Here is a 21,285-nt window from a genome sequence, read left to right as displayed (position 1 = left end):
CGGACGACTGTTTCGTTCGTTCTCACATCGAAATCAACCGAGCCAACAATCCTCTCGAGATGGAGGTACGTTGACGCGTATTGACGCGCCTCGGCCTCTCAGGTGCGGACAAACTACTCGCTGCCACGTTGTTAACCAACACTGAGGAGGGCCATGGTTCTGTGTTGGTTAACCTTCGGCGGAGTGATAAAACCGTTCGCGATACAGGCTCACCTTTGGGACAGCCCTTACTCACTCCACAGGGCCGCTAGACGATCTTCAATTTCGTCGAGGACGAGCCGAAGCACGTCGTGATGGTCGGTTAGCCACGAGGCGTCGCACCGGATAGCAAAGCGGTCGTCAATAGCTAAGGAGGTACTGAGAACCTGTTGACTCACTCGTCTTCGAGCGCAGCGTAGATCTCCGCGTGGCGGCGTCCATCGATTTTCCCCATCTCGAGGGGAATTTCACGGCGTTCCGTGTCGCTCTCGACCGACTGATACCGCTCGTACAGTCGGGGGACTTCTTCCTCGACCGTCGACGAGGAATCGGTGCTGGACGCCATCTCTGTATCTGAAGGACTCATTAGGTCCCTAATCAGGATAGTCTTCCCTCAAGTGACCTGACGACTGCTTGACATCCTCCCCGCCCTAAAGGGCGAGGATTCCCGAGCGTTGGGATATTAGGGTTCGCAACTCACCTGTTCGCTCGGGTGCGAAACGCCCCGGAGGTTTGGTTGAACAGGTGGACTGCTGGCCGTGCCAAACGACCGTTACTCATATCCTCCGTCGGAGGACTCTGAGTTATCTTTCTGCGAATATTCACCGCGCCATTCACATCTGCGTTCATCGTCACACCGCACGACCCACAGACGTACAACCCACGCTCCACACGGTTCGCATCACGCTTTCGACCACAACACGAACACGTCTTACTCGTGTCTCGCTCTGAAACACGGTCAACGAGGATGCCGTGTTCTTCGGCCTTGTATCCGAGCAACGTAGTGAAGCGGTCGAATTCCCATCCGTGGAGTTTCTTGTTTCCACGCTTCCCCCAGTTTCGAGCATCACCGTTCTCGTCTTCACGAATCTTGCTCAAGTCACCGATGGCGATGCGACCAACCTCGTGGTCGATACACTGCTCAACGATATGCTTGGCGAGGGCGTGCAGGAAGTGGTCTTTCCGACGCGAGAGTTTCTGCCGGGCACGGAGCGCACGGCGCGACGGGCCGTTCTCGCCCTCAGTGTCGTACTCGTCACGGGTGAAGTAGTGCTTGTCCTGTTTGAGAACGTTCCCCGGATACAACTCAGCGTCACCGTCGTCGTAGGCGATAGCGAGGTAGTTCTTGATGCCGAGGTCGATTCCAGCCGTGTTGTCGCCGGGTGCGTCCTCGACAGGAATCTCGACTTTGCAGACGAGGTGGAGTTCCCATCGGTCGCCGTTCCACACGGCTCGAACCTGCTGGATGTTCTCCACGGTCACGTCCGGGCGCGTCTCGTACTCTGCGAGGATGAAGTCCGAGCGGTGGTTCTTGAGATTGAAGCCTTTGCTCAGACGGAGTTGGTTGTGCTTGGAATCGTGCTTGATACCCATCTGTTTCCACGTCACGGTGGAGCGTGGATGATTGTCGCCTCGCTTTCGGTAGCCGGGGAGATTCGCGTCTGTGTCGCCGTTCTTGCGCTTTTTGAACCAGCCGGTGAACGATTCAGCGAGTTCTTCGAGAACGCGCTGACTTGACTGAGAATGCAGGTCACTGTATCGTTCGTGGTCTTTTAATTCGCGCTTGAGGTCGGCTTCGGACGGAATCTCGCCAGTGTCATCCCATTCTTGCTGGATGTGGTAGCGGGCGACGTTCCACAGTTTGGATGCTGAGTGTCCGCAGTCATCGAGGTCGTCACTCACCTGAGAGTGGTTGACGATTTTTGCTCGATAGGTGCGGGTTGTTTCCAGCATCGGACTGTGTTCATAAGCACTTATGAGAAATAATTTATTAAAAGTAACGACCGAGACGTAGAATATCCGGTCTGCAATCGAACGTGGTTAGTGGAGGAGTTGTCGGCTGTATCCCCGCCCTGAAGGGTGAGGTTTTAGCCTTGAAACTTCCATAACCCACGTCCCTGTATCATATAAAGCCTCAGTCACCCTGGTGATTGGACATGATCTGTCGGTGTTGCGTCCGGACATTTCGTGGTCTCCGTCACCCCTGCTGGGGGCGGAAAACGCTACCAACCGGTAGCTGTCTTACAAGAACCACCATGCAGCGTATCTTGGTGAGAACACGGTATTCAGTCAATACGCTCGTCAGGTCGAAGTAGACGTATCTGTCGGGTCGTGTAGCTCCCAAAGCATCTCGACAGCGAGTGTCCCGATTCGGACGCCGTCAACATGTTCCACGTCAAGATCAACAGTTGCTGTCCGAAAGAGGTAACATTCGACGAGAATGCGAGATGCGACAGTCCGGACGGTCTCTTCGTCATAGCGGGCAAGAACGCCCGTCATCATCTCGTCGAAGTGGGCATCCTGTTGGTCGGTACGCGAACTGTGCCCACGATCAAGCAGGAAACAGCAAACGTCCTCGAACGATGGGTGGGCTGGATTTCCTGTCGCCTCATAGACTGGGTAGGGCGCGTCAGTCTCCGTCACAGGTCTTCCTCTAGTGACGATGGTCCCCACTCGTCCCCAGACCGTTGCTGGCGGACGTAGTGGAGCACTGAGTCGAGTGTCTCAGTATCCTCAATTTCCTCAAGCAGGCCCGCGAGTTCGCTTAGCCGTTGCTGACGATCGACGATTTCTGGATCGCCGTGCTCCGTCTCGATCGCGGCCACCTCGACGTGGCGGTCCTCGCTCCACCCACACGTCCAGCACTGCCGGTGGAGAATGACTTCTTCGCCCTGTTCGGTATCGAGAATTGCGTTGGCAAGGGGCGTCGATGGCGGCCGCCCGGGGCCGACCTCTCGAGAGACGTACGGCTCACCACAGTCCGGACACTCCATACGTCAAAGTCGGCTGGCATGCGCCTAAATCGTGTGGATGGGTCCACGGCGGGTCCACTCTCGGCCGACAGAAAGCACTTATCCGACCCTACTATACAGAACGAGCATGCATTCGTACTCGTTGGTCAGGAAACCACGTATTCGGTGACGCGGTCCGCACGACCTCGCCCCCTGTGGGCTCGTAGCGGGCTGCATCCTGGATACGTACATCACCATGGATGACGCTGAACTCCTCCGACGCGAACTGCGTGCCGCACGCGATGAACTCGTCCGCAAGGGCGCCGACGAGGCCGATGATCCAGTCGCGGCCGCAAGCCAGCTTCCGCTCATGCCTGAGCGTGATGACGAGTTCCTCCGGCTCGCACTCATGAGCGTGAACGAACTCGAAACACACATCGAACGTCTCGAGCGAGACCTCGATGACCTCAAGAACGGTCTCGACCACCCCGACGACTAATCCACACCGACGCTGCTGGAGCGGTATCCGTCGGTCCCCTCCAAGAGGGATACAAACAACGTCGGTGTCGCAGTCGTTCAGTCGATCTACAGACGTGTCGGCCACGCGCGCCCCATACCCGACGCTACCTCAGACCCAGTCAACCACTTGAATCGACTCACACCAAATCCACGATGAAGGTCTATCCAAAAATTCCACGCTACGACCACCCCATCGTTCCAGACGACTTCTTCGACGCAGACGACCTTGTCGTCGTCGAGAAGTTCGATGGGAGCGCCTTCCGCTTCGCACTCTACGACGAGCGCTATGCGGACGCCTATCCGAGTGCTGTCAGTAAGGCCGCGGACGGAGACGGGAGTCTCGTCTTCGGAACACGTCGGTCCATCATGGGCTGCCATCGTGACTCACTTGGAGAGGTTGACGGGGCACTTCACCGTGCGGTTCGCTGCCTCCGTGACGGCGTCGACACGGAGGCGCTTCGACGCGTACACGATGAATACGCGAGCCCGCTTGTCGTCTATGCGGAGAATCTCGTCTACTCGACGCTCGACTACGGCTACACCGACCGCGAACTCCCAGCACTCATTGGTTTCGACGTCCTCCCGTTTGATCGTATCGAGACCTACACCCCCGCAGGGAACCCCTACACGGAGACTTTCGCGGGATTCCTCGACACACCCACAGTCTGGCGTATCCTCGAACGCATCCGCCACGAAGATACCCCGAGCGAGCGCTCGTTCCTCCCGGCGACAATCCTCGAAGAACAGAGTACTATCGATCCCGAGTCATTCGACGTGCCGCCGTCGTCACTTGCAGCGGGCGTCCACGCAGAGGGTGTCGTTGTGCGCAGCGACACGTATGAGCGCCGCGTGAAAATCGTCCGTGAGGCATTTCACGAGTTGAACCGTGAACAGTTTGGCCAGAATCCCGATGAGGCCGAAACGGGTGCGGAGTATCTCGTTGCAACCTACTGTACGCCGGCGCGTATCCGGAAAGAGGTCCGAACGATGGTCGTCGAAGATGGCCGCGAGTTCGGCCAGCACCTCATTAATGACCTTTATCCGCGAATTGTTGAGGACATTTGGGCCGAAAACTACCCCGAGATTATGCAACTCGACAGGGCGATCGTGCCTGGAAACGTCTATCCACTCGTCGCCGAGCGCTGTGTTGCCGAACTCCGAAAGATACAGACGAACGCTATGCTCAACGACGCCGACCCTACCACGATCTGGCAGCACCTCACCGAGTGATGACCGAGTATCCACGTGATGAGATTCGCAGGCGGGGTGGCGACCCTGAAGACATAAGCGACCGCTATCGCGACCAGAAACCAGCGTCGATCTCTGTCTCGTGGGCTGACTTCGTCGAAACAGTCTGTAACGAGGACGACACCATCGAGTACATCACGGCAATCCAAGAAGCACTCACGAGGCTCAGACGTCGCAAACGCGAGTGTGACATCGGTATGCCCATCTCAGCGCAGTGGGAGACCGACGTCCAACAGCGGCTGATCGCGAAGTACGCGTTTGCGATTCCAACACGCGAGGCACTGGAGTATCTGCGCGAGCAGGGGCCACTCATCGAACTCGGGGCATGGAAGGGCTACTGGGCGTCCGAACTCGACAACTGCGGTGCCGACATCACTGCCTACGACATCGATCCAATCCTCGATCCGTGGTTCCCAGTCGAGTCTGGCGACCAAGATGTCTTGTTGGAGTACAGCGAGACGGAGACACTCGTCCTTTGTTGGCCACCAGTCGGGCCGATGGCCTACGAGGCACTCCTCCTCCACGACGGTGACGTCGTCTACATCGGCGAGCGACCCGGAGAGGGATACAAGGCGTTCGCAGATATGCGATTTTTCGACGTCCTTACCGCTCGTTACGAACACGTCGCCCAGATCGACCTGCCGAGCCATCCGGGTGCAACAGACGATCTGCATCATTACCGGCCGCTGGATTAAACGTGTGCAGACGCTAGATCCAATCCGATCGCAGTTGGGTATCATTCGGAGGGCCAACCCAAGAGTAACCAGCATCAGTTGGCAGCTCGATAACGACTACTGCAGAACGCCCTCGTCGAACACCACTCCAAGGGCGTGTATCGATGATGAGCCAACAATCGTCACAGTCCTGGTGAGCACGCCCGTCCGGGTTCGCCGCCGACTGGACTGCGCAGTCGACGCAGACCGAATGAGTGACCCATTCGTCCTGTCTTGGTGTGGGCCACGCTAGTCTCGGTCTCGGGCGGGGGTGTCACAAAAAGGGACACCCCGTGAGCGTCTGCTGTCTCACTCGTCGTCCACGTCAGCACCGCGGCCAGCCGTCCAGCCACGGTGGAAGACGGCCAGCTGCATCGTTGAGCCAAACGCAGTGCTGCTCGGCTCGTGAACCAGAACGCGGTCCTCGGGGACCGGAGTGACGATGTCCGCGTCGATGAGCTCGCTGACAATGTACTGGGCCGTTCCGTCGTCAAGGTCTGCCATGTCGACGCTGCCGGCATCGCGGTCCTGGATAAGCTGTTCTTTTTCGAACTGTTCGTAGTCGCAACTCGTGTCGTCGTGCGGATCGGGACTAGGCATAGAGAGTCACGCAGCGCACCCTATTGCGTGCTGTACGTCTCACGGTGTGCACGAGAAACAGCCCAGTCGGAGAGTCAGTCCAGTTGCAGGTTGCGATAGCCGACAACGTTGCCGTCGTCGGTAATTAGCACTCATCGAGGAGTGAGATACCGTGCTCAACCACAGCGTCAGTAACGAAGAGACTCGTTTCAGTCTGGAGTGCTCGCATCAGCTTAGCCGCCGCTGATTTCTCGAGTTCTCCCCGTGTGAACGCAAGCACGAGAATCCCAATCGAGCCATGGACTTCCACATCGCGATCGTTCGCAGCGTCTCGTGCTGCAAGGTCGTCGGTCAGGAGTACGGCAGCGCGTTCAGATGCGATGGCGAGTGCAGCTGTCTCACCGGGATCCAACTCGACGCCAAGATCAGTTGTGTCACTCTCGACTAGTTCGTACTCAATGGTTTCGAGCGCAGGTGGGACCGTTCCCGCCTCGAGTTCTTGGTAGACAGTCTGTGGAATCAACAACTCATCGACGACCGAGAGCAAGCAAGCGCGTCAATCTCGTCGAGATGAATAATAGGGCCCGCATCAGCAACCGCGAGGATCACGCATTCAGTCCCCACCGAACGTCGTCTTCGATAGCCTGTACCTCCTGCTCTGCTCGTTTGACGCGGTCTCGACCGACGAGGTTGATTGCGGTCTCGCGGTCGATTTCGTCGTCTATGTATCGCGAGAGAACGAGGTCAACCCAGAGATCTTCGACGCCGCGTTCCAACGCCTGTTCAAGGATCTCTGATTCGGGGATGCCCCGCGCTTCGGCGATTTCTTGCACCCGTTCAGTAAGATCCGTGGCCATGGGTAGATGATTGCTCTGTGGTGGCGTAAACATCTGTGGACACCCTATGGGAGGTCTCAGAAACGACCTTGGACAACCGTTTCGTTCATTCTCACATCGACATCGTCCGAACCCCACTCTTCGCGAGATGGGGTTCCGTTGGCGCGTAGCGGTTGCACCACGGAGTGAGCAGAAGTAGCTGCGAGGGAGGTGTCATCACGACTAGACAGCAACAGAAACTAACCCCGAGACACAGCAACAGATCCGAACTATAGGTATTTCTCAATGAGTAAGTCGGCGAAGATGCTCTGTGGACGGAGGAGTGGGTCTGCAATGAACGAACGGTGTTCGGTCCATAGTTCGTCAAAGACTATACGAGGCTGATCAATGTGCGCCGCTGCGTCCTGGAATGCGTCTTGGAGATCGTTGTACCCGATGAGTTTGTTCGGGTCAGCATCGGGATCCATGTTGACGAGACGTCCGACCGACCGATTTGCTTCCGAGGAGTTCAGCCGAATTCCTCCAGTCTTCACGAGTGCTTGGAGGATATTCGTATCGAGGGCGACGTGAAGGTCATTGCGCCACTCGGGATTCACATTGAGGACGTCAACGGCAATGCGAAGGAACTCGTTGGCGATCTTCTGACCGATGTGTTTCTGCTCATATAGTCGACGAAACGCTTCGTCTCGGCTGTCCAAGGAGAGAACTGAAGTGGGATCGATGTTGGCCACGAGTATTTCGTACGCTTCTTGGCCCAGGGGTTGAGAGCGGGCCTGAATCACGCGTTTGAAGACTGTATCTAAGTCCTCCGTGGAGGGTGGAATCGACACAGAATAGACGAGCTCGAATTCCGATCGTGTCTCTCGACGATGCCGATTGACGACACCCTCCTCGTCGAGTCGCTCTGCAAGTCGACGAATCCGAGTTCTGTCAATGTGCACGAAAAACGCTAACAGCTGTGGTAGTAATAAATCTAATCTGAGTGAGCCTCCAGAGACGGGCGATGTCGCCCTTGGCACGGTTTGCGGCGTGTGACACGACTTCACGACTTGGTCTTGACCACAGTAACCAGCGAAGCGGGAGAGAGTGTAGGACACTCTACCTGCACCGCGGTTGACCGTTCAGTCGCGGTCAAAGACAGCGAGCTATAGTTTCTCGAACTGTGTGGAGTAACACTCGTGTCGTCGAAGAGATTGGGATCAGCCATAGTGAGTCACGCTGCGCATGCTGTCACGTGCTGCATGTTTCTGGCGTTGAAGAGACGTATCGCGTCTCGTTCGCATCGTACAGGATCTGCAGTTCTGCGAATTCATCAGAACCCGGTGGACTGCAAGACACTAAAACGCAAAGTGTTCTAGAGACGCCGATAAACAACCCATGCGAGACTGTGACTCTTACTCACTTCACAGGGCAGCTATCCGGTCTTCAATGTCGTCGAGGACGAGTCGAAGCACGTCGCGATGGTCGGTCAGCCACGAAGCGTCGTCGCCGGGGGTGGGGCGAGTCGGCGGGGAGTCGGAAGAATTCTGTTGGCTTACTCGTCTTCGAGTGCGGCGTAGATCTCTGCGTGGCGGCGTCCGTCAAGTTTCCCCATCTCAAGGGCGATCGCATGACGTTCCTCGTCGCTATCGGCCGCCTGATACCGCTCGTATAATCGGCGAACTTCTTCATCGACCGTCGCCGAGGAATCGGTGCTGGACGCCATCTCTGTGTCGAACATACTCTGTGTGTCCCTTTATCAGTTGCGACGAGCGCACGCTCGGAAGTAGATCACTGCGGTCTCAGTGTCGACGGCGGATTCATCGGTCGCAAAGCGGTGCAGTAAGGCGCGAATTTCGTCACCGTAGTCGAACGTGTACCCGTTCAGCATGTAGAAGACGACTACCGTTCGGAGCGCCGTTCGCTTGTTCCCGTCGACGAACGGATGATCCGCAACAAGAAGCCGCATCAGATGTACCGCTTTTTCATGCAGTGTCTGTGGAACCTCCCCAAAGTATCCTTCAGAGACGTACTGCACTGCAGATTCGATTGCGTCCTCCGATCGAATTCCGGGTTCTGTGGCGTCGCCCTCGTCAACGATCTGCTCGTGGAGATCGAGAATGAGCTCGACCGAAGGATACGCGACGTCGTCAGTCACAATTGCGACTCTCTCGCGCTAGCCAATAGTCGTTTCTTTCGTGTTGTAACACTCGACGTCCGTCATTTCTCTTGGCAGTCGGTACGGGCGCGTTGCTGACGGGCACGTTCGTAGCGTGTCCGCTCGTCCCGGGCGGTCGCCCAGTCGCCGAGGTCACCGTAGACGTCGTCAATCGTCCGGTCGTCGCCCGATTCGGCAGCGGCGATGGCGTCGACGGCCGCTGGCGTCGGAGCACCATACGTGTCCTCGTACGCCTCAATCCGCGAGCTCAGTTCCCGAACGCGCTGCTGGAGGTCTTCGATGGAGTGGTCGGCCGCGAGCTGGTTGATTCGCCGCCACTCGAATTAGGCGTCGTTGCGCTCGTACGTGGCCGGGTGACCGTCGTGGCGCGTGACGATACCGAGTTCACTGAACCAGCCCAGATATTTCCGAGCCGTTTTCGGGTCACAGTCGGCAACGTCGGCGATGGCGCTTGCTGTCGTCGGCTCACGAGTCTGGAGAATGGTCCCGTAGATGCGTTGCTCAACGTCGTCGCCACGAAACGCATCCTCGAAGGAAGGCGGGCCGTCTGGAGACTCGCTGTTGGACATACTTGTTCTTGCGTGCCACAGGATATAGTTCTCACTTCGGGGAATAGTTTCCTGTCTTTGTGCGGGGCGGGATCTACCCGCATACCACAATCTTAACCAACAGACGTTATTCTCTTGTGCTATTGTTGGTTAAGACATCACTCCTGAATTCACAGCTCCGGAACTGGCATCACCTGGAATTTGTCTTGATCGTCGACGACGCCATGCTGACCTACATCACTGCCCAGTGACGACCGCGAGAGTCGGTTGACCAACTCCTCACGAACTGCTTTACGGCTGACTGTTGTTTCGTCCCAGCCGAGACGTTCGTCGAAATACCGCTTCTGGAACCGCTGGCCGACGTCGTCGACGGCGATGAACTGTATCCGCTTCACGCCTGCTACGCTCGTCGAGACGAACTCGGCTCCGACGTCTTCGTGGGTGAGTTCGACGAGTACACGCTCGACGAATGAGACGATGCCAGTTGGACTTCTGCCGTGGGGGAGCGACAGTTCGAGATCTGCCCACGGTTCTTCGCTCGGATGTTCAGTGTGCTCGCTAGGGAGTCGTGATCGCTGTTGCTCGTAGTCGGAAGACATGGTTGTTGAGTGGGTGACTACGACGGCCCCCTCGTCTCTCTTGGGGGCGACAAACTCCACCGCGGATCCCATCGTCACCTAATGAGTTGATTCTGACATGTTTGCGAGAGACGCTCGTCGTTTGATGGCCCTTCACCCGAAGAGAGCCAGCGGCGTTTGCACCCGTGTACCCTAGTCTTCCTTTGGATGATTTTGGAGGTGCAGAGAGAGTTGAAACGCCCTTAGATTTAGCAAGAGGTCCGTCGGGCAGTTCCTAGGCGTTACTAATGTCCTCGACGGGTTCCGAAAAATGGTTATTCAGCGAGATTGTGCTTGACGAGGTGTTGAAAGCCCCGTATTCGAGAGGATTGGGGTCAGATTAGAATCAAGCCCTAGCAGAACTGACCGACCCCAACTGATGAGTTGCGAGACTATCCTTCCAGCACGATACCCATTCTTGTCCAAATTGGTCGACTGAAAGCCTGAAAAGTGCATGACGGGTTTTCAATCTCCGTCACATCGCTGTCCGCTAATAATGGTAATATAACTGATAGTTGTCTGTCTGCGTTAGAACTCGTTTCCGTTACCCTCCGTTCCACTTAGTTGGTCATACATCTCGTCTGGGAATGGGAGACTTCCCCAGATTGAGTAGGGGCACTGCTCCTGGCCGATGCAGTACCGCTGCATATCGTCGTTGTCACAGTTCATCGGAAGCGGGGTGTCGCCTCCAATGGTGTTCGAGAACTCGTAGCGAATCTGGTAGTCGGTGAGCTGTTCGTCGTACCAAGGCCACCGGGAGAAGACGTCCTTGAGGTCTGTGACAATCGTCTCAAGGTCGCTGTTTTGGTACTGTGGCAGCCACATCACCATCCGGGCAAAGTTGTATAGGTCCTTTCGGACTGGTTTCTTCTCGTGAAGACGTTCGGCCATGTTCGCCATACACGGGAGTTCGAATAGGTCCTTGATTGACTCGACGTCGAGAGGCTGGACGCCACGCGAAGACTCCTGAATCCGATAATGGTTCGTACTTCCGTGCTCTCGAATGGTCAGACTCCGGTGGTCGCGCTGGGATGCGAGAAGGTTTCCGAGACTCCGAGGACTCGAGATGCGATTACACACGTCTCGCTTCCAGCTCGCTTCTGGGTCGTACGCCTCCACTGCTTCAAACAGCTCCTTCGCCGAGTGGAACTCTCCCAGTGAGACGACCTCGTCTGGAGCGTCTCGAATCGCGTCTCTGAGCACACGGATGGTCCGTTCACCGGGGTTCCAATCTCGCCAGATTCGTTCGTGGTGTCCCGTCTCGATGAAGCGGTCGATACGCTCTGTGATGGCCGACTCGTTCGTCGTTAGCCACGTCAGCTGGTCTTCAGAGAGGTTCTCCTCCTGGACCCGCAGGAGCTTCTTGAACGCACGTCTGGCGTACTCGCGATACTTCGTGTCGAAATCAACCGACGGGCACATAGAGGCAGTTGTTCTCGACGCGAGTGAGCAGTTCCCCGGCTTCTCCGGACTCAGTATCGGCGTGAACGAGGCACTTCCTCGATGCTGCGGCCATCGGGATTTCGAGATACAACCCCTCACCGAACTCGGGCATCTCTTTGATCCCCGTACAAACGCGACCGGGGTGTGGTCCGTCCTCTCCGGGGTCTTTTGCGTACAGCACCTCTGCGATATCCTGTTGGAGACTCCCATCACCGAATTCTCGAAGGAGGGAAGCGAGATTGTTGACGTAGAGCTCACGAATATCGTAGAGGACCTGCACCGTTCGCGGTGGGGCGTGTTCGAACTTCGGGTGTGCCTTGACACAGATAGCACTCAACGTCGCGAGGACAGCGAGTATTCCAGGTTTATCGACGAAGGGCTCCTCTGCGGCGTCGGCTCTGACGTCTTCTTTGAACGCCGCCGTCCCAAACCGTTCGAGGTCGGTCAGTAGATCTCCTGGTTGCTCTTCGCCGTCGACGATGTAGCGATTGTAGCCCCGGGTGAACAGTTGGTTGATCCGCGTCGTACCATATTCGGGCGGAAGCGTCGCAACGCGATAGGCAGCCCGCTCGTCCTCAACAGGCGTTGACTGAGTCATTCTCTGAGCACCTCCGGTATCGTAGACTGAACGTCAAAGTTCGGGCTCTCAATCGGCGTGACGATACGACAGACATCAGTGTGCAACGAGTAGGGGAGCCGAGCAACCCGACGGCGGTCGGCGGTAACTACTGGGTCGATGGGAATCTCGTAGGTGTCTTGCAGAAGGTCGTTCAGTACTTCTCGACTCTTAGCGTCGTACCGATGAGCGAGGTCCGTATCGAGAAGATAGACGTGAACGCCTTGACCGCTGTACACCACCATCGTTTCCTCGGCGGTGAAGTCGTCCTCGAAGATGTCCCGCACCTCGAAACCGTACTCGATGGCCTGATCTATATCCTCGAAGGCATACGGGTAGCCTGCTGGCTCTGCCTCGAGAATACCCGCGGAATCGAGCAGTGCCTCGCTGTCTCCCAAACCATCCTCGTCCGACACTACCCGTGTTGCTCGCTCTCTGGCTATCGTTTTCGCGTCGATATCGATCAGGAGCACCCACGGTCGTTCCCAGTGATCGAGGGCGTAGTAGACCGCATCAGGACGCGGGTCTGGTTTGTCGAGCAGATCAGGATCGGCGAGCGCGAAGTCGCTCCGTCCAAGTGGATCGTTCCGTGCTGGATGGCGGATGAACTCGAGGACGTCGTCGAAGTCGTGGAACGCTGCTGAGGTCCGGTCACCTGAGGCGTTCGTCTGCCACGTATCTCGACGGATGAAGTCCTTGTCTGGGACTCCGTCTTTCCGTACCGGATGTGGTTCTCGAAACGCGAGTGCGTACTGTTTCGGCCCCTTCGCGGTGATGAACGATGGGAGTTCGTCAACGTATGAGGGGAACTCCTCTGTGTAGTACCTGTAGATCTCCTCGCGGGTTGCGTGGCGCCAACTCATGTGTTGAACTCCTCGTCAAGTTTGTTGAAGCTCCGAATCGTCGTCATCCCTTCTGCGTTGAGCGATTCAACGGCTTCTCGAATATCCGAGAACCGACGCGCGGCGCGTCCGCCTACGCTATGCTCTATCCGGTCGGCTTCTGCGAGACAGTCCAACACCTCGACGGCTGTCTCGCGTCTGTTGAACGCCCAGACAGCGTTCACATCCACCGCACTCTGCTTGTCATAGTCGTCAACCGGTGCGTGTTTGTTGTTACTCGCGAGTTCGGCTTCACCGACCCACACGAGTTCCCCGTCAGCGTCGAAGCCGGCGACGTCGAACACCGTCTCCTCATCGTATTCGTAGTACGGCTTGACCTGCGCGACGTCGTCGCGGGAGTCTAACCACAGTTCGAGCAGCTTCACACCGACCTTGTGCGGTGTCTTCTCACCGATGTCCCCCTGACCAGGGCCGACCTTGAGCTTCTGTCCGAGCAGTTCACGCCCTGCCGGGAGGACGGTGTAGTATTTCCGACTGCAGGCTCGCCCTTCTTCGAGCAGGTTTTGTTCGGCGAGTCGTTGTACGTCCAAGTTCTCAAAGTCGCTTTTGAACGCACTCATATGATCCAGGAGCGTGTGAGTTGGTGCATCTCTGTTCATCACGTCCAAGACACGAGCCAAGAACTGGACATCACCGTGTGTGAGTCCGCGGCGCTGGAGTTCGTCATCTGGAACGGTTACACCACCAGCCAGTACTGGTGAGGAGCCACTTTCGCCGACAGCAGCTTGCTCTTCTTCATCGGCTGGTTTGCCCGACTCAGCCATCCCGGTATTCCCAAACAGGGAGGTGGTGGTGTCAGCGCCGTTCTCTTGCTTCTCTTCGTCGCTTGCTGAACCACTAGTTGCTTGTCCAATAAACGACGACTGCGGCGAGTCCACCGAGTTAGCTGAATCAGCGGGTACCGACTGGTCATCGGTTGGTCTACTCCCCCAGCCCTCGTCATCGGCCGTCTCCGGTTGGATGGGAGTCTCATCAAGTCCGTACTGTGCCTGTGTTCGCTCCGACAGTCGCGGGAGGGCCACGGTCTCGAAGTGGTCCGCCTGTTCGACAGACAACGGCTCGTCACTTTCTGGATGCCCGGCCGCTATCGGGAGCGGCTTCACCGAAAACGGGGCTGGACCCGTCTCCCCGAATGACGGACTCGGCAGTTGTGCGATCCACTCCCCGCTGGGGAGCGTGTTGATTCGATTTCGGAGGTCGGTCGGACTCAGATCTTCGTGGGCCAGCGATTCAGCGAGGCCACGCTCGATGGAGATGTTTCCAATGAGCTTCGTCTTGATGTTGTTGAGGACCTCATCGTAGGCGCGTTCGTTCCGATTTCGAACCTGGCCGGGGAACTGCATCACCAGTCCCATGCTCAGACCGAACGACCGCCCCTGTGGAAGCAACTGCTCGGAGACGAGTTTCGTTGCTGCGACGGGGGCCGCCTCCTCGATGATGAGGTTGGTGAGGTTCTCGTAGTCCGTGTTCCCGTCACGTCGACGCACCTGCACCGCATCCCAAAGGTTACTCAGCAAGAGCAAGGTGATCGCTCGCTGTGCCTCCGGGCGGAGGTCGCCCAAGTCGAACAGAATCGTGGCGTCTTCGTCCAGGAACTCGCGGAAGTCGAATCGGTTGTCGACGTATTCGCCGTTGTCATCCTGTTCCGGGACATGGCTGAAGATCCGTCGCAGGTGGGCATCCTCTCTGAGTTTGTCGAGGCGGTTCCCGACAGCGTCCATCGACACCTGGAACTGGTGATCGTCTTTCGCGAAGTGCCGTGTAAGCGACTCCTCAACGCTCCGGTTGTCTGCCGAAACCGGTGGCACAGTTCGCTCTCGCTGCATCTCGAGTGCGGCCGCAAAGAGGTCGTCCAACCCGAAGACGTCACTTCCGTACTCTTCGTCGAACAGCGCCTTGATGAGGTAGCTGAGGATCTCGTTGGCAACGAACGCTTGTCCATACTGCTCGCGGCCCATGATCATCCGCATGATGTCATGGAAGTGGTCGACCTTGTCCTGAATCGCGTCTTCTCGATTCCGTCCGGCTTCGAGTGCCGGCCGAATGTCGAAAAAGGAGAATGCTGGAATCGTCTCGGGGACGCGGAATTGGTAGACATCGTCCAGCCCGTTGAAGCGCTCGTAATGACTCCGAAGGTAGTTGGCGCACATCCCGTCGCCCTTCGGGTCGACGATAACGACGGGCCCACCGGTCGTCTCACGGAGCGACAGCGCATCGTTGATGATTGCTTTCGACTTCCCGCTTCCAGTCGAGGCAAACCGACCGTAGTGTGTCGTCAGGAGCTTCGGCGGAATCCGGATCGGACGCTGTTGCGGCGAACCGTTCTCATCGAGTGCATACCCGATGGCCATCCCCTCCCGGAACTGCTGGACTAAGTCGGGATTGGGCCACGGAAGCGGATCACGACTCTGCTGTTCAGCACGCGTCCCTCGCGTTCCTTCGACCGTCAGTTGGTCCGACGACGGAACCAAGATGAAGTTCGCAAGCTCGGCCCCACAGAGAACTAACCCCGGCCGGGTCTTACCGCGTCCGGTCGTTACCTCCCGCGAGAGGAGTCGCTGGAGCGCTGCTTGCGCGTGTTGTTCTTTCTTCGATTGTCGGAAGCCACGGTCTCGAAGCCGCGTCGCTTCGATCTCGTAGAACGGGCCGTCGAGTGGGTCGAACACTGGCGCGAGTGATGACAGGCGGTCATCAAGGGCGTCGCGACCAGCCTCACTCGTTGGTACGCCAATCGCCCGGATATTCGTCGTGTACGAGCGTTTGGGATTGACCGCATCAATCGCGTCAAGCCGCTTGACGACGATGTCACTCAACTCATCACGAGTCCGCCGTTCGTACTCTAATTCGGGGTCAAGCAAGTCGCCAAGGATCTTCTGCGACAGCGTATCCCGGCCATCATTCAAGTCCTCTTTGCGGAGTTCCGCATCCGCTTGCCAGCTCTTTCGGCGCTGAAACACGACTTGGAACGCGAGCGGTTCGCGCGCATCGTTCAGGTGGTCGATCAGCGACGCAAGCACAGCACCCGGTTCGTCGACCGCCGGCAGCGTGCTCTCGTCGGGCGTCGCAGTCAGCGGTGTCAACGACGACATCCAGTCTTGCTTTCGAACTGCCGACCCACACCACCGCACGCCCCGTGGTGAGACGGCGTCGGCCGCGGGGCGGGCGAGAATCGTCCCGTCTGCGGCTACTGTCGGCTTCTCGACCGACGTGGGTGGAACCTCGTCAGCGAGCGAATCAGTCGTTTCGAGTTCGACAACTGTCTCTCCAACCGACACCAGTCCGTCCGCCGTTCTGCCACCCATCTCGTCGGCAGCAGCCCGTCGGTGAATCCCCAGACTCACGTGTTGTGGTTGTGCCGCCGTCTGGCGTCGTGTACCGGCGTCGACGTCTGCAGCCGAATACTGTTCGTCGTCGGTGAACTCATACTGCAGGTCACCCTGCTGGTACCGCTCGACGAACTCCTCGTGAGACAATGCAACCGGGTGAATCAGCTTCGACGCGACGTCCACCTCGACACGCTCGATGTCGAACGTTTTCGGATAGATCGACCGAAGCCGCTCTTCGAGTGTTCCGAGATAGTCGTCAGCACCATAGTAGAACTCAACCGGCGCGTCTTGCCCCGTACTAAGCGCAAGGAACTCGAAGCGCGGTGGTGTCGCGGATGTAAATGGGTTGAGTTTCGACCGCAGGCCCGAGCTGTCAGGGGTCAGTTTGTGAAGACTCTCAAGGGTCTGCGGGATGCCACGCGCTGTGAGTGCCTCCGATGTCGGCGTCACGCGAAGATACTCACGCTCAGGCATCGTCGGTACCTCCAAGCTGGCCGTTGTCTGCTGCTGTTGAATCTGTCTGCATGTCTTGTGACTCACTGGTTGCGTGCTGCGCTAACTCCGTCCGAAAGGCCTCAATATCCGCTGAAACTGCTGTCTCACCAGCCCCGGGCAGCGACACCCGCCGCTGCTCGGTCGGGTCGAAATCGATGACCTGCTTTTCTTTGGGCATTGCTTCGACTCTGATACCCCGCCACTCGCCGTCGACGCCGACCAAGGCTTCTGAAAAGCCAGCGTCCTCGTTCCCGGGAACCGCGTCCTGCACATACCGCATCTGGGCGTGATTCAGGCCAAACTCGTCGGCCCACTCCTCGTCCATCCCATCCAGACGATGGAACTGCTTGACGGCACACTGGTCAAGGATGGCTTCGGACTCAGCGTGCTCGAAGAACTCGTCGACGGTCTGGGTGACCAGTCGAATTGAGAGGTCGTGGTGGCGGTGGTGTCGGAACACCGTTTCGAGGAACGCCAGACTCGCGGCGTCCTGCATGATGTACCGCGCTTCGTCGATCACGAACACGACCTCCTTGTCCGTCTCTTTCGCCCGCTCGTAGACGAGCGAGATGAGCAACTGCATCGTCAGGGCCGTACTGCTGTCGACGCTGCCTTCTTGCTGGGCAAGGTCGAGGTAGATGACTTTCTCGTCGCGGATGTCGAACTCCGATTCCTTCCCGAGATTCGCGTAGCGGCCCGCTTCTTCGAAGGGTCGCAGTTGGTCGATCAACCACGTCGCATCGTCGCTGATTTTCTCAGCTTCTGCGTCCGACCGAACGACGAACGACTCAGGGTCGTCAACCATCTCTTCGAAGACGTCTAACATTTCTCGAATCGTCGGACTAGGGTTGCCGTGCGTCGTGATATCATCCGTAATGCCATGACGCTCGTAGGCGTGTCTGAGTCCGAGTTCGAGTGTCGTTCGGCGGTCACCGAGTGAGATGCCACGGAGGGCGAAGAAATTCGTCAGGAAGCTCATCGCGTCGTCGAGTTTCTCGTTGAACGGACTCGCGTCCTCACCCATTGCCCGTTGGACGTGCTCGGGCGTCTGGCGGATTTCGAGCGGGTTCAGTCCGAGCGTCCCACCGACGGTAATTCGCTTGGCGTCGAGCGCTTCGGAGACGCCCGCCCAGTTGTTGAGCGGTTCGAGAATAATGCCGATGCGGTCCTTGCTCTGTTCAATCGACCGGATGAAGTTCTCTTTCGCACCGAACGATTTGCCAGAGCCGGTGTCGCCGACAGTAAACATCGCATAGCCGTTATCCCGGGCGAACGGGTCGATGACGACCGGACTCTGGTTGTCCTTGTGAATCCCGAACTCGACGCCCCCTTCTTCGAGAATCGTCGCGTTGTGTGGCGACGCCAGAAGCGAGCCCACAGCGCCACCGAGGGCAATCGACTCCCGGCCGAAGACGTTGTCGCCGATTGGCGCGGCGGACTGGAGTGCGAGGTCCTGCCGGCAGATAGCCGTCTTCGGCGTGAGGTTCGCGGGTTCGTCACGGAGCGCGCTTTTGACTGCTCTGACGGCATCTTGGAGGTTGTCCCTGTCGTCGGCGCGGACGGTGACAAACAGGCCTTGGTCGAACACGCTCGCGCCACTCTCGACGGCCTTGTACGTCGCCGCCGCTTCGTTCGCCCGCTCTTGGAGATACTCACTCCGGACGCTCTGTTCTAAATCCGCGTCGACCTGCAGGTCGTCCGCGATATCTTGCAGTTCGTTTCGTGCGCGCTGTTGGTTCTTCGGCGTGATGTGCGCTGTGAGGTCGAACTTGACGTCGGTCAATTCGAAGAGGTCACTCAGATAGCCGTCGTACGGGTAGTCGGCGTAGTCAGCGATGTACAGCGTCGACGTCCACTGTTCACCGACGCGAGCTGCACGAGTATCCCATTCAATCGCTGCTGGGGCCGTTGCCGTCTTGTGTGACTCCGAAATCTTGTCGAGGAGCTGGCCTTCTGCGTCGCCCGCTTCAAGCGTCTCTTCGTCGAGGACGTCCGAGAGGTCGACTTCCGGTTCGTCGTCGGTTCGATATCGTTGCCAGAGGACTGTCCCGCCGATACCGAGGACTACGATGGTCCCCAGATAGAGTGCTGCACCTTCGGGTGATGTCGGCTGTTGGGCCCACTGGGTGAGTTGAGTAAGGACACCGCGGCTCGCCTGCAACGGGAGGTTACGCATCGAATGCCTCCTCCCGGCGTGACCGACCGAGAATTGGTTGGTCGCGAATCACGTCTGTCGCGGTCTCGAACTCGTGTTCCTCGCCGTTCCAGAAGTCCATGTTCAGAACGAACAACTCAACCGTGCTGAGTCGGTGGGCGGACCAGCCAGATGCCTGCTGGATGAACTCGGAGCGGACATCCGCGATACGGTCGTCAAGTTTCTCGAACATCTGGGCGCGACGCTCCGCGTCTGAGAGGTCCGCACGCCGCGTGACAAACGGGTTGAACAGGATGCCAATCACGGGGAACTGCGTCAACTTTTCAGCCGGCGTTCCTTCGTCGCGGTATCGGTCGTAGACTTCGAGCGGCGTGACTTCCACCCCGATATAGTACCGAACCTGCTGAATGCCGCGGTCACGCATCTCTTTGGGCCGCGTCTCCCGATACTCTTCGAGGAGTTCCCGGAAGATCGGGTTCTGTGTGACGTCTTCGTCGTTGAGTCGCTCCTCGATCGTCTCGGTGATCTGCTCGACCGGGAATGACCGGGTTGTCGCGTGGAGTTTGAGCTTCGAGTCGAGTTCTTTGTTGGCGAACTCAGCGCCTGCATCCTGGAGTTGCGCCCAGTCGTCGGCCATCGCGAAGTCCATGTTCCCCGGGTCGATTTCGATGAACGCTTCCATGGCGCCGTCAGTCCGCTGAATCGCGCCGGCGCCGGGCCACGCTCGCTCGATATTCGTGAGGTCTTGGGTTCGCTCGTCCGGCGTGAATGGTGTGTAGTTCGCGAGCCCGCCCTCATTGCGCACGGTTTCGTTTGTTTGGCTGTCTGGATGGGCTGGCGCACTCAACGTAATCCGGGGCCGTTTGACGTAGCGATAGACGTCTTTCGTCCAGGTCCACGCGTTCAAATGGTCGGGCGCGACGTAGACGATGGCCGCGCCCATCCCGAGGCCGCTTGCGATAAGCGGGACGGCGAGTGATTCAACGCCAGTGAGGCCGGCGAGGAGCAACCCACAGATTGGGAGGGCGATGAGGACGCCGACGTCGCCCTCTTCGATGTTGAGGTAGGGGATGCGACTCGCTTCGCCGAACTGGTCCATGATACGCCGGGCGGCTGTGTCTTGATCTGTCGACATGGTTAGCGGGTGCGGGGTTCGTTTTCGGTCCGACGGTACGACGGCAGTCCGTCGCTGTCATCAGTCGAGTCACGCTGTGCGGCTGCTCGCTGGGCGAGGGCTTGGCCGGCGGCAGCTTTCGGTCCCCAGCGGGCGGCCGTCGTCGCGACGCCAGCGCCACCAACATACGCGCCGGCTGCGACGCCGCCGACGAGGGCTGCGCCTCGCGTTGCACCACCAATCACCTTCGCGGTGAGGGGCGTCGCGTACGTGAACGTCTTCCACGTAATGTAGAGAGCAACTAGTGGGAGCGAGGTTGCGACTAAGAACTTCAGGAAGTCGGTCTGTGGGACCATTGTTCCACCACCGTAGATCAGGTCATAACCTTTGAAGACGACTGCAGCAGGCAAGGGGAGAACAGCGAGAGGGACGAACCGCTTGCAGAACCCCATTGCAACGTCAGAGACGACGGGCACATTTCCGTACCCGAGTGCGATTGCAACCGGCATCGCGTAGAGATAGACATAGACCAGAATCTTCCGGATATAGAATAGTGCTTCTAGAGCCCACATAGAGAGTCCGCCAATTAGCGCAAACACCAGAGAGAGTGCAGGGTTAGATATCGTTACACCAAGGAAGCCTAACATAGCATTCCGAATAGAATCCATAGTTGGGAGTAAGGACGAGAGTAAACCCATCAATAAGATAAAGCGAAAGAACACCAGCCCAATACCAAACAACAATCAAACACGCACCAACCCATGCAGTTTTCTTCGTTTTTCTGGCCTCGTAGGCACTACCAACATTGAAGATTCGGATAGTGTGCCGGGCTTGGACGCAGATGACGAGCAATAACAATGCGATGAGCATTATCTCACCACCAACGAGTGCATCTCGGATTGTCAACCACGGCTCACTGGCTGGTTCCCCAAAAATGAATACGCCATCAGTCTGGGGCGTCGGAGTCCCAAACATCTCCTCGGAAAGTGTATTGTACCCTGTTGACAGGGCATCCATGAAGAGCCCAATAATCCAACCAACAATGTCTTTGAAACCCTCTAATACGACGTCAATGAGATCAACCAT

Annotated in this window: 17 protein-coding genes and 5 pseudogenes; 3 read left to right on the top strand and 19 right to left on the bottom strand. The window is 57.8% G+C overall.

The window, feature by feature from the left end; translation table 11 throughout:
* Positions 1-227: 227 nt before the first annotated feature.
* The 5 genes and pseudogenes from ATB1_RS22050 to ATB1_RS12910 form a co-directional block, all read right to left on the bottom strand.
* Complete coding sequence (locus tag ATB1_RS22050; RefSeq protein ID WP_157837712.1) at positions 228-377, bottom strand: hypothetical protein; 150 nt, start codon at positions 375-377, stop codon at positions 228-230.
* Positions 374-565, bottom strand: a complete 192-nt coding sequence (locus ATB1_RS21625; protein ID WP_128081387.1) for a hypothetical protein — start codon at positions 563-565, stop codon at positions 374-376. Before ATB1_RS21625 ends, ATB1_RS22050 begins: the two co-directional genes overlap by 4 nt.
* Before the next feature lie 96 nt (positions 566-661).
* Positions 662-1,932: pseudogene (locus ATB1_RS12920) on the bottom strand (RNA-guided endonuclease InsQ/TnpB family protein).
* Positions 1,933-2,280: 348 nt separating this feature from the next.
* The gene (locus ATB1_RS12915) at positions 2,281-2,622 is read right to left on the bottom strand and encodes a hypothetical protein (RefSeq protein ID WP_042662466.1); all 342 of its coding nucleotides are present in this window, start codon (positions 2,620-2,622) and stop codon (positions 2,281-2,283) included.
* Positions 2,619-2,972, bottom strand: coding sequence for a hypothetical protein (locus tag ATB1_RS12910; RefSeq protein WP_042662467.1), 354 nt, complete (start codon positions 2,970-2,972; stop codon positions 2,619-2,621). The genes ATB1_RS12915 and ATB1_RS12910 overlap by 4 nt, the downstream gene beginning before the upstream one ends.
* A gap of 214 nt (positions 2,973-3,186) precedes the next feature.
* On the opposite strand from ATB1_RS12910, the gene ATB1_RS12905 reads away from it, so the two are divergent.
* From ATB1_RS12905 to ATB1_RS22465, 3 genes are all read left to right on the top strand, one after another.
* Positions 3,187-3,429: a hypothetical protein gene (locus ATB1_RS12905; protein ID WP_042662468.1), complete on the top strand. Its 243-nt coding sequence runs from the start codon at positions 3,187-3,189 to the stop codon at positions 3,427-3,429.
* A gap of 173 nt (positions 3,430-3,602) precedes the next feature.
* Positions 3,603-4,679, top strand: a complete 1,077-nt coding sequence (locus tag ATB1_RS12900; RefSeq protein ID WP_042664196.1) for an RNA ligase family protein — start codon at positions 3,603-3,605, stop codon at positions 4,677-4,679.
* Positions 4,679-5,392 (top strand): hypothetical protein, encoded by a 714-nt coding sequence (locus ATB1_RS22465; RefSeq protein ID WP_198526042.1) that lies wholly within the window; start codon positions 4,679-4,681, stop codon positions 5,390-5,392. Before ATB1_RS12900 ends, ATB1_RS22465 begins: the two co-directional genes overlap by 1 nt.
* 327 nt (positions 5,393-5,719) lie before the next feature.
* Here ATB1_RS22465 and ATB1_RS12890 read toward each other — a convergent pair whose 3' ends face one another.
* The 14 genes and pseudogenes from ATB1_RS12890 to ATB1_RS12825 form a co-directional block, all read right to left on the bottom strand.
* The gene (locus tag ATB1_RS12890) at positions 5,720-6,010 is read right to left on the bottom strand and encodes a hypothetical protein (protein WP_042662469.1); all 291 of its coding nucleotides are present in this window, start codon (positions 6,008-6,010) and stop codon (positions 5,720-5,722) included.
* 124 nt (positions 6,011-6,134) lie between these two features.
* Positions 6,135-6,598, bottom strand: a pseudogene (locus ATB1_RS12885) (nucleic acid-binding protein).
* Entirely contained in the window at positions 6,595-6,846 is a 252-nt protein-coding gene (locus ATB1_RS12880; protein WP_042662470.1) for a ribbon-helix-helix protein, CopG family, read from the bottom strand. Before ATB1_RS12880 ends, ATB1_RS12885 begins: the two are co-directional and overlap by 4 nt.
* Positions 6,847-7,094: 248 nt before the next feature.
* Positions 7,095-7,655, bottom strand: a complete 561-nt coding sequence (locus ATB1_RS12875) for a hypothetical protein (protein ID WP_241768063.1) — start codon at positions 7,653-7,655, stop codon at positions 7,095-7,097.
* 704 nt (positions 7,656-8,359) lie between these two features.
* On the bottom strand, positions 8,360-8,545 hold the full coding sequence (locus ATB1_RS12870; RefSeq protein ID WP_004043160.1) for a hypothetical protein: 186 nt from the start codon (positions 8,543-8,545) through the stop codon (positions 8,360-8,362).
* An 18-nt stretch (positions 8,546-8,563) separates the two neighbouring features.
* Positions 8,564-8,962 carry a type II toxin-antitoxin system death-on-curing family toxin gene (locus ATB1_RS12865; RefSeq protein WP_004043161.1) on the bottom strand — a complete coding sequence of 133 codons (399 nt, stop codon included), beginning with the start codon at positions 8,960-8,962 and terminating at the stop codon, positions 8,564-8,566.
* A gap of 62 nt (positions 8,963-9,024) precedes the next feature.
* A pseudogene (locus ATB1_RS12860) lies at positions 9,025-9,552 on the bottom strand (sugar-specific transcriptional regulator TrmB).
* Between the two features lie 149 nt (positions 9,553-9,701).
* Positions 9,702-10,130: a hypothetical protein gene (locus tag ATB1_RS12855; protein ID WP_042664194.1), complete on the bottom strand. Its 429-nt coding sequence runs from the start codon at positions 10,128-10,130 to the stop codon at positions 9,702-9,704.
* Between the two features lie 546 nt (positions 10,131-10,676).
* Positions 10,677-12,189: pseudogene (locus ATB1_RS12850) on the bottom strand (primase-associated protein).
* The gene (locus ATB1_RS12845) at positions 12,186-13,070 is read right to left on the bottom strand and encodes a DNA primase (protein WP_042664192.1); all 885 of its coding nucleotides are present in this window, start codon (positions 13,068-13,070) and stop codon (positions 12,186-12,188) included. Before ATB1_RS12845 ends, ATB1_RS12850 begins: the two are co-directional and overlap by 4 nt.
* Positions 13,067-16,909, bottom strand: coding sequence for an ATP-binding protein (locus ATB1_RS12840; protein ID WP_042664190.1), 3,843 nt, complete (start codon positions 16,907-16,909; stop codon positions 13,067-13,069). The genes ATB1_RS12845 and ATB1_RS12840 overlap by 4 nt, the downstream gene beginning before the upstream one ends.
* Positions 16,902-19,106, bottom strand: coding sequence for a VirB4 family type IV secretion system protein (locus ATB1_RS12835; RefSeq protein WP_042664188.1), 2,205 nt, complete (start codon positions 19,104-19,106; stop codon positions 16,902-16,904). Before ATB1_RS12835 ends, ATB1_RS12840 begins: the two co-directional genes overlap by 8 nt.
* Complete coding sequence (locus tag ATB1_RS12830) at positions 19,099-20,220, bottom strand: hypothetical protein (protein ID WP_042664186.1); 1,122 nt, start codon at positions 20,218-20,220, stop codon at positions 19,099-19,101. Before ATB1_RS12830 ends, ATB1_RS12835 begins: the two co-directional genes overlap by 8 nt.
* Positions 20,221-20,222: 2 nt before the next feature.
* Positions 20,223-21,285 (bottom strand): annotated as a pseudogene (locus ATB1_RS12825) (hypothetical protein).

The organism is Haloferax sp. ATB1, from assembly GCF_000730175.1.
This window is presented reverse-complemented; position numbering and strand designations above follow the sequence as displayed.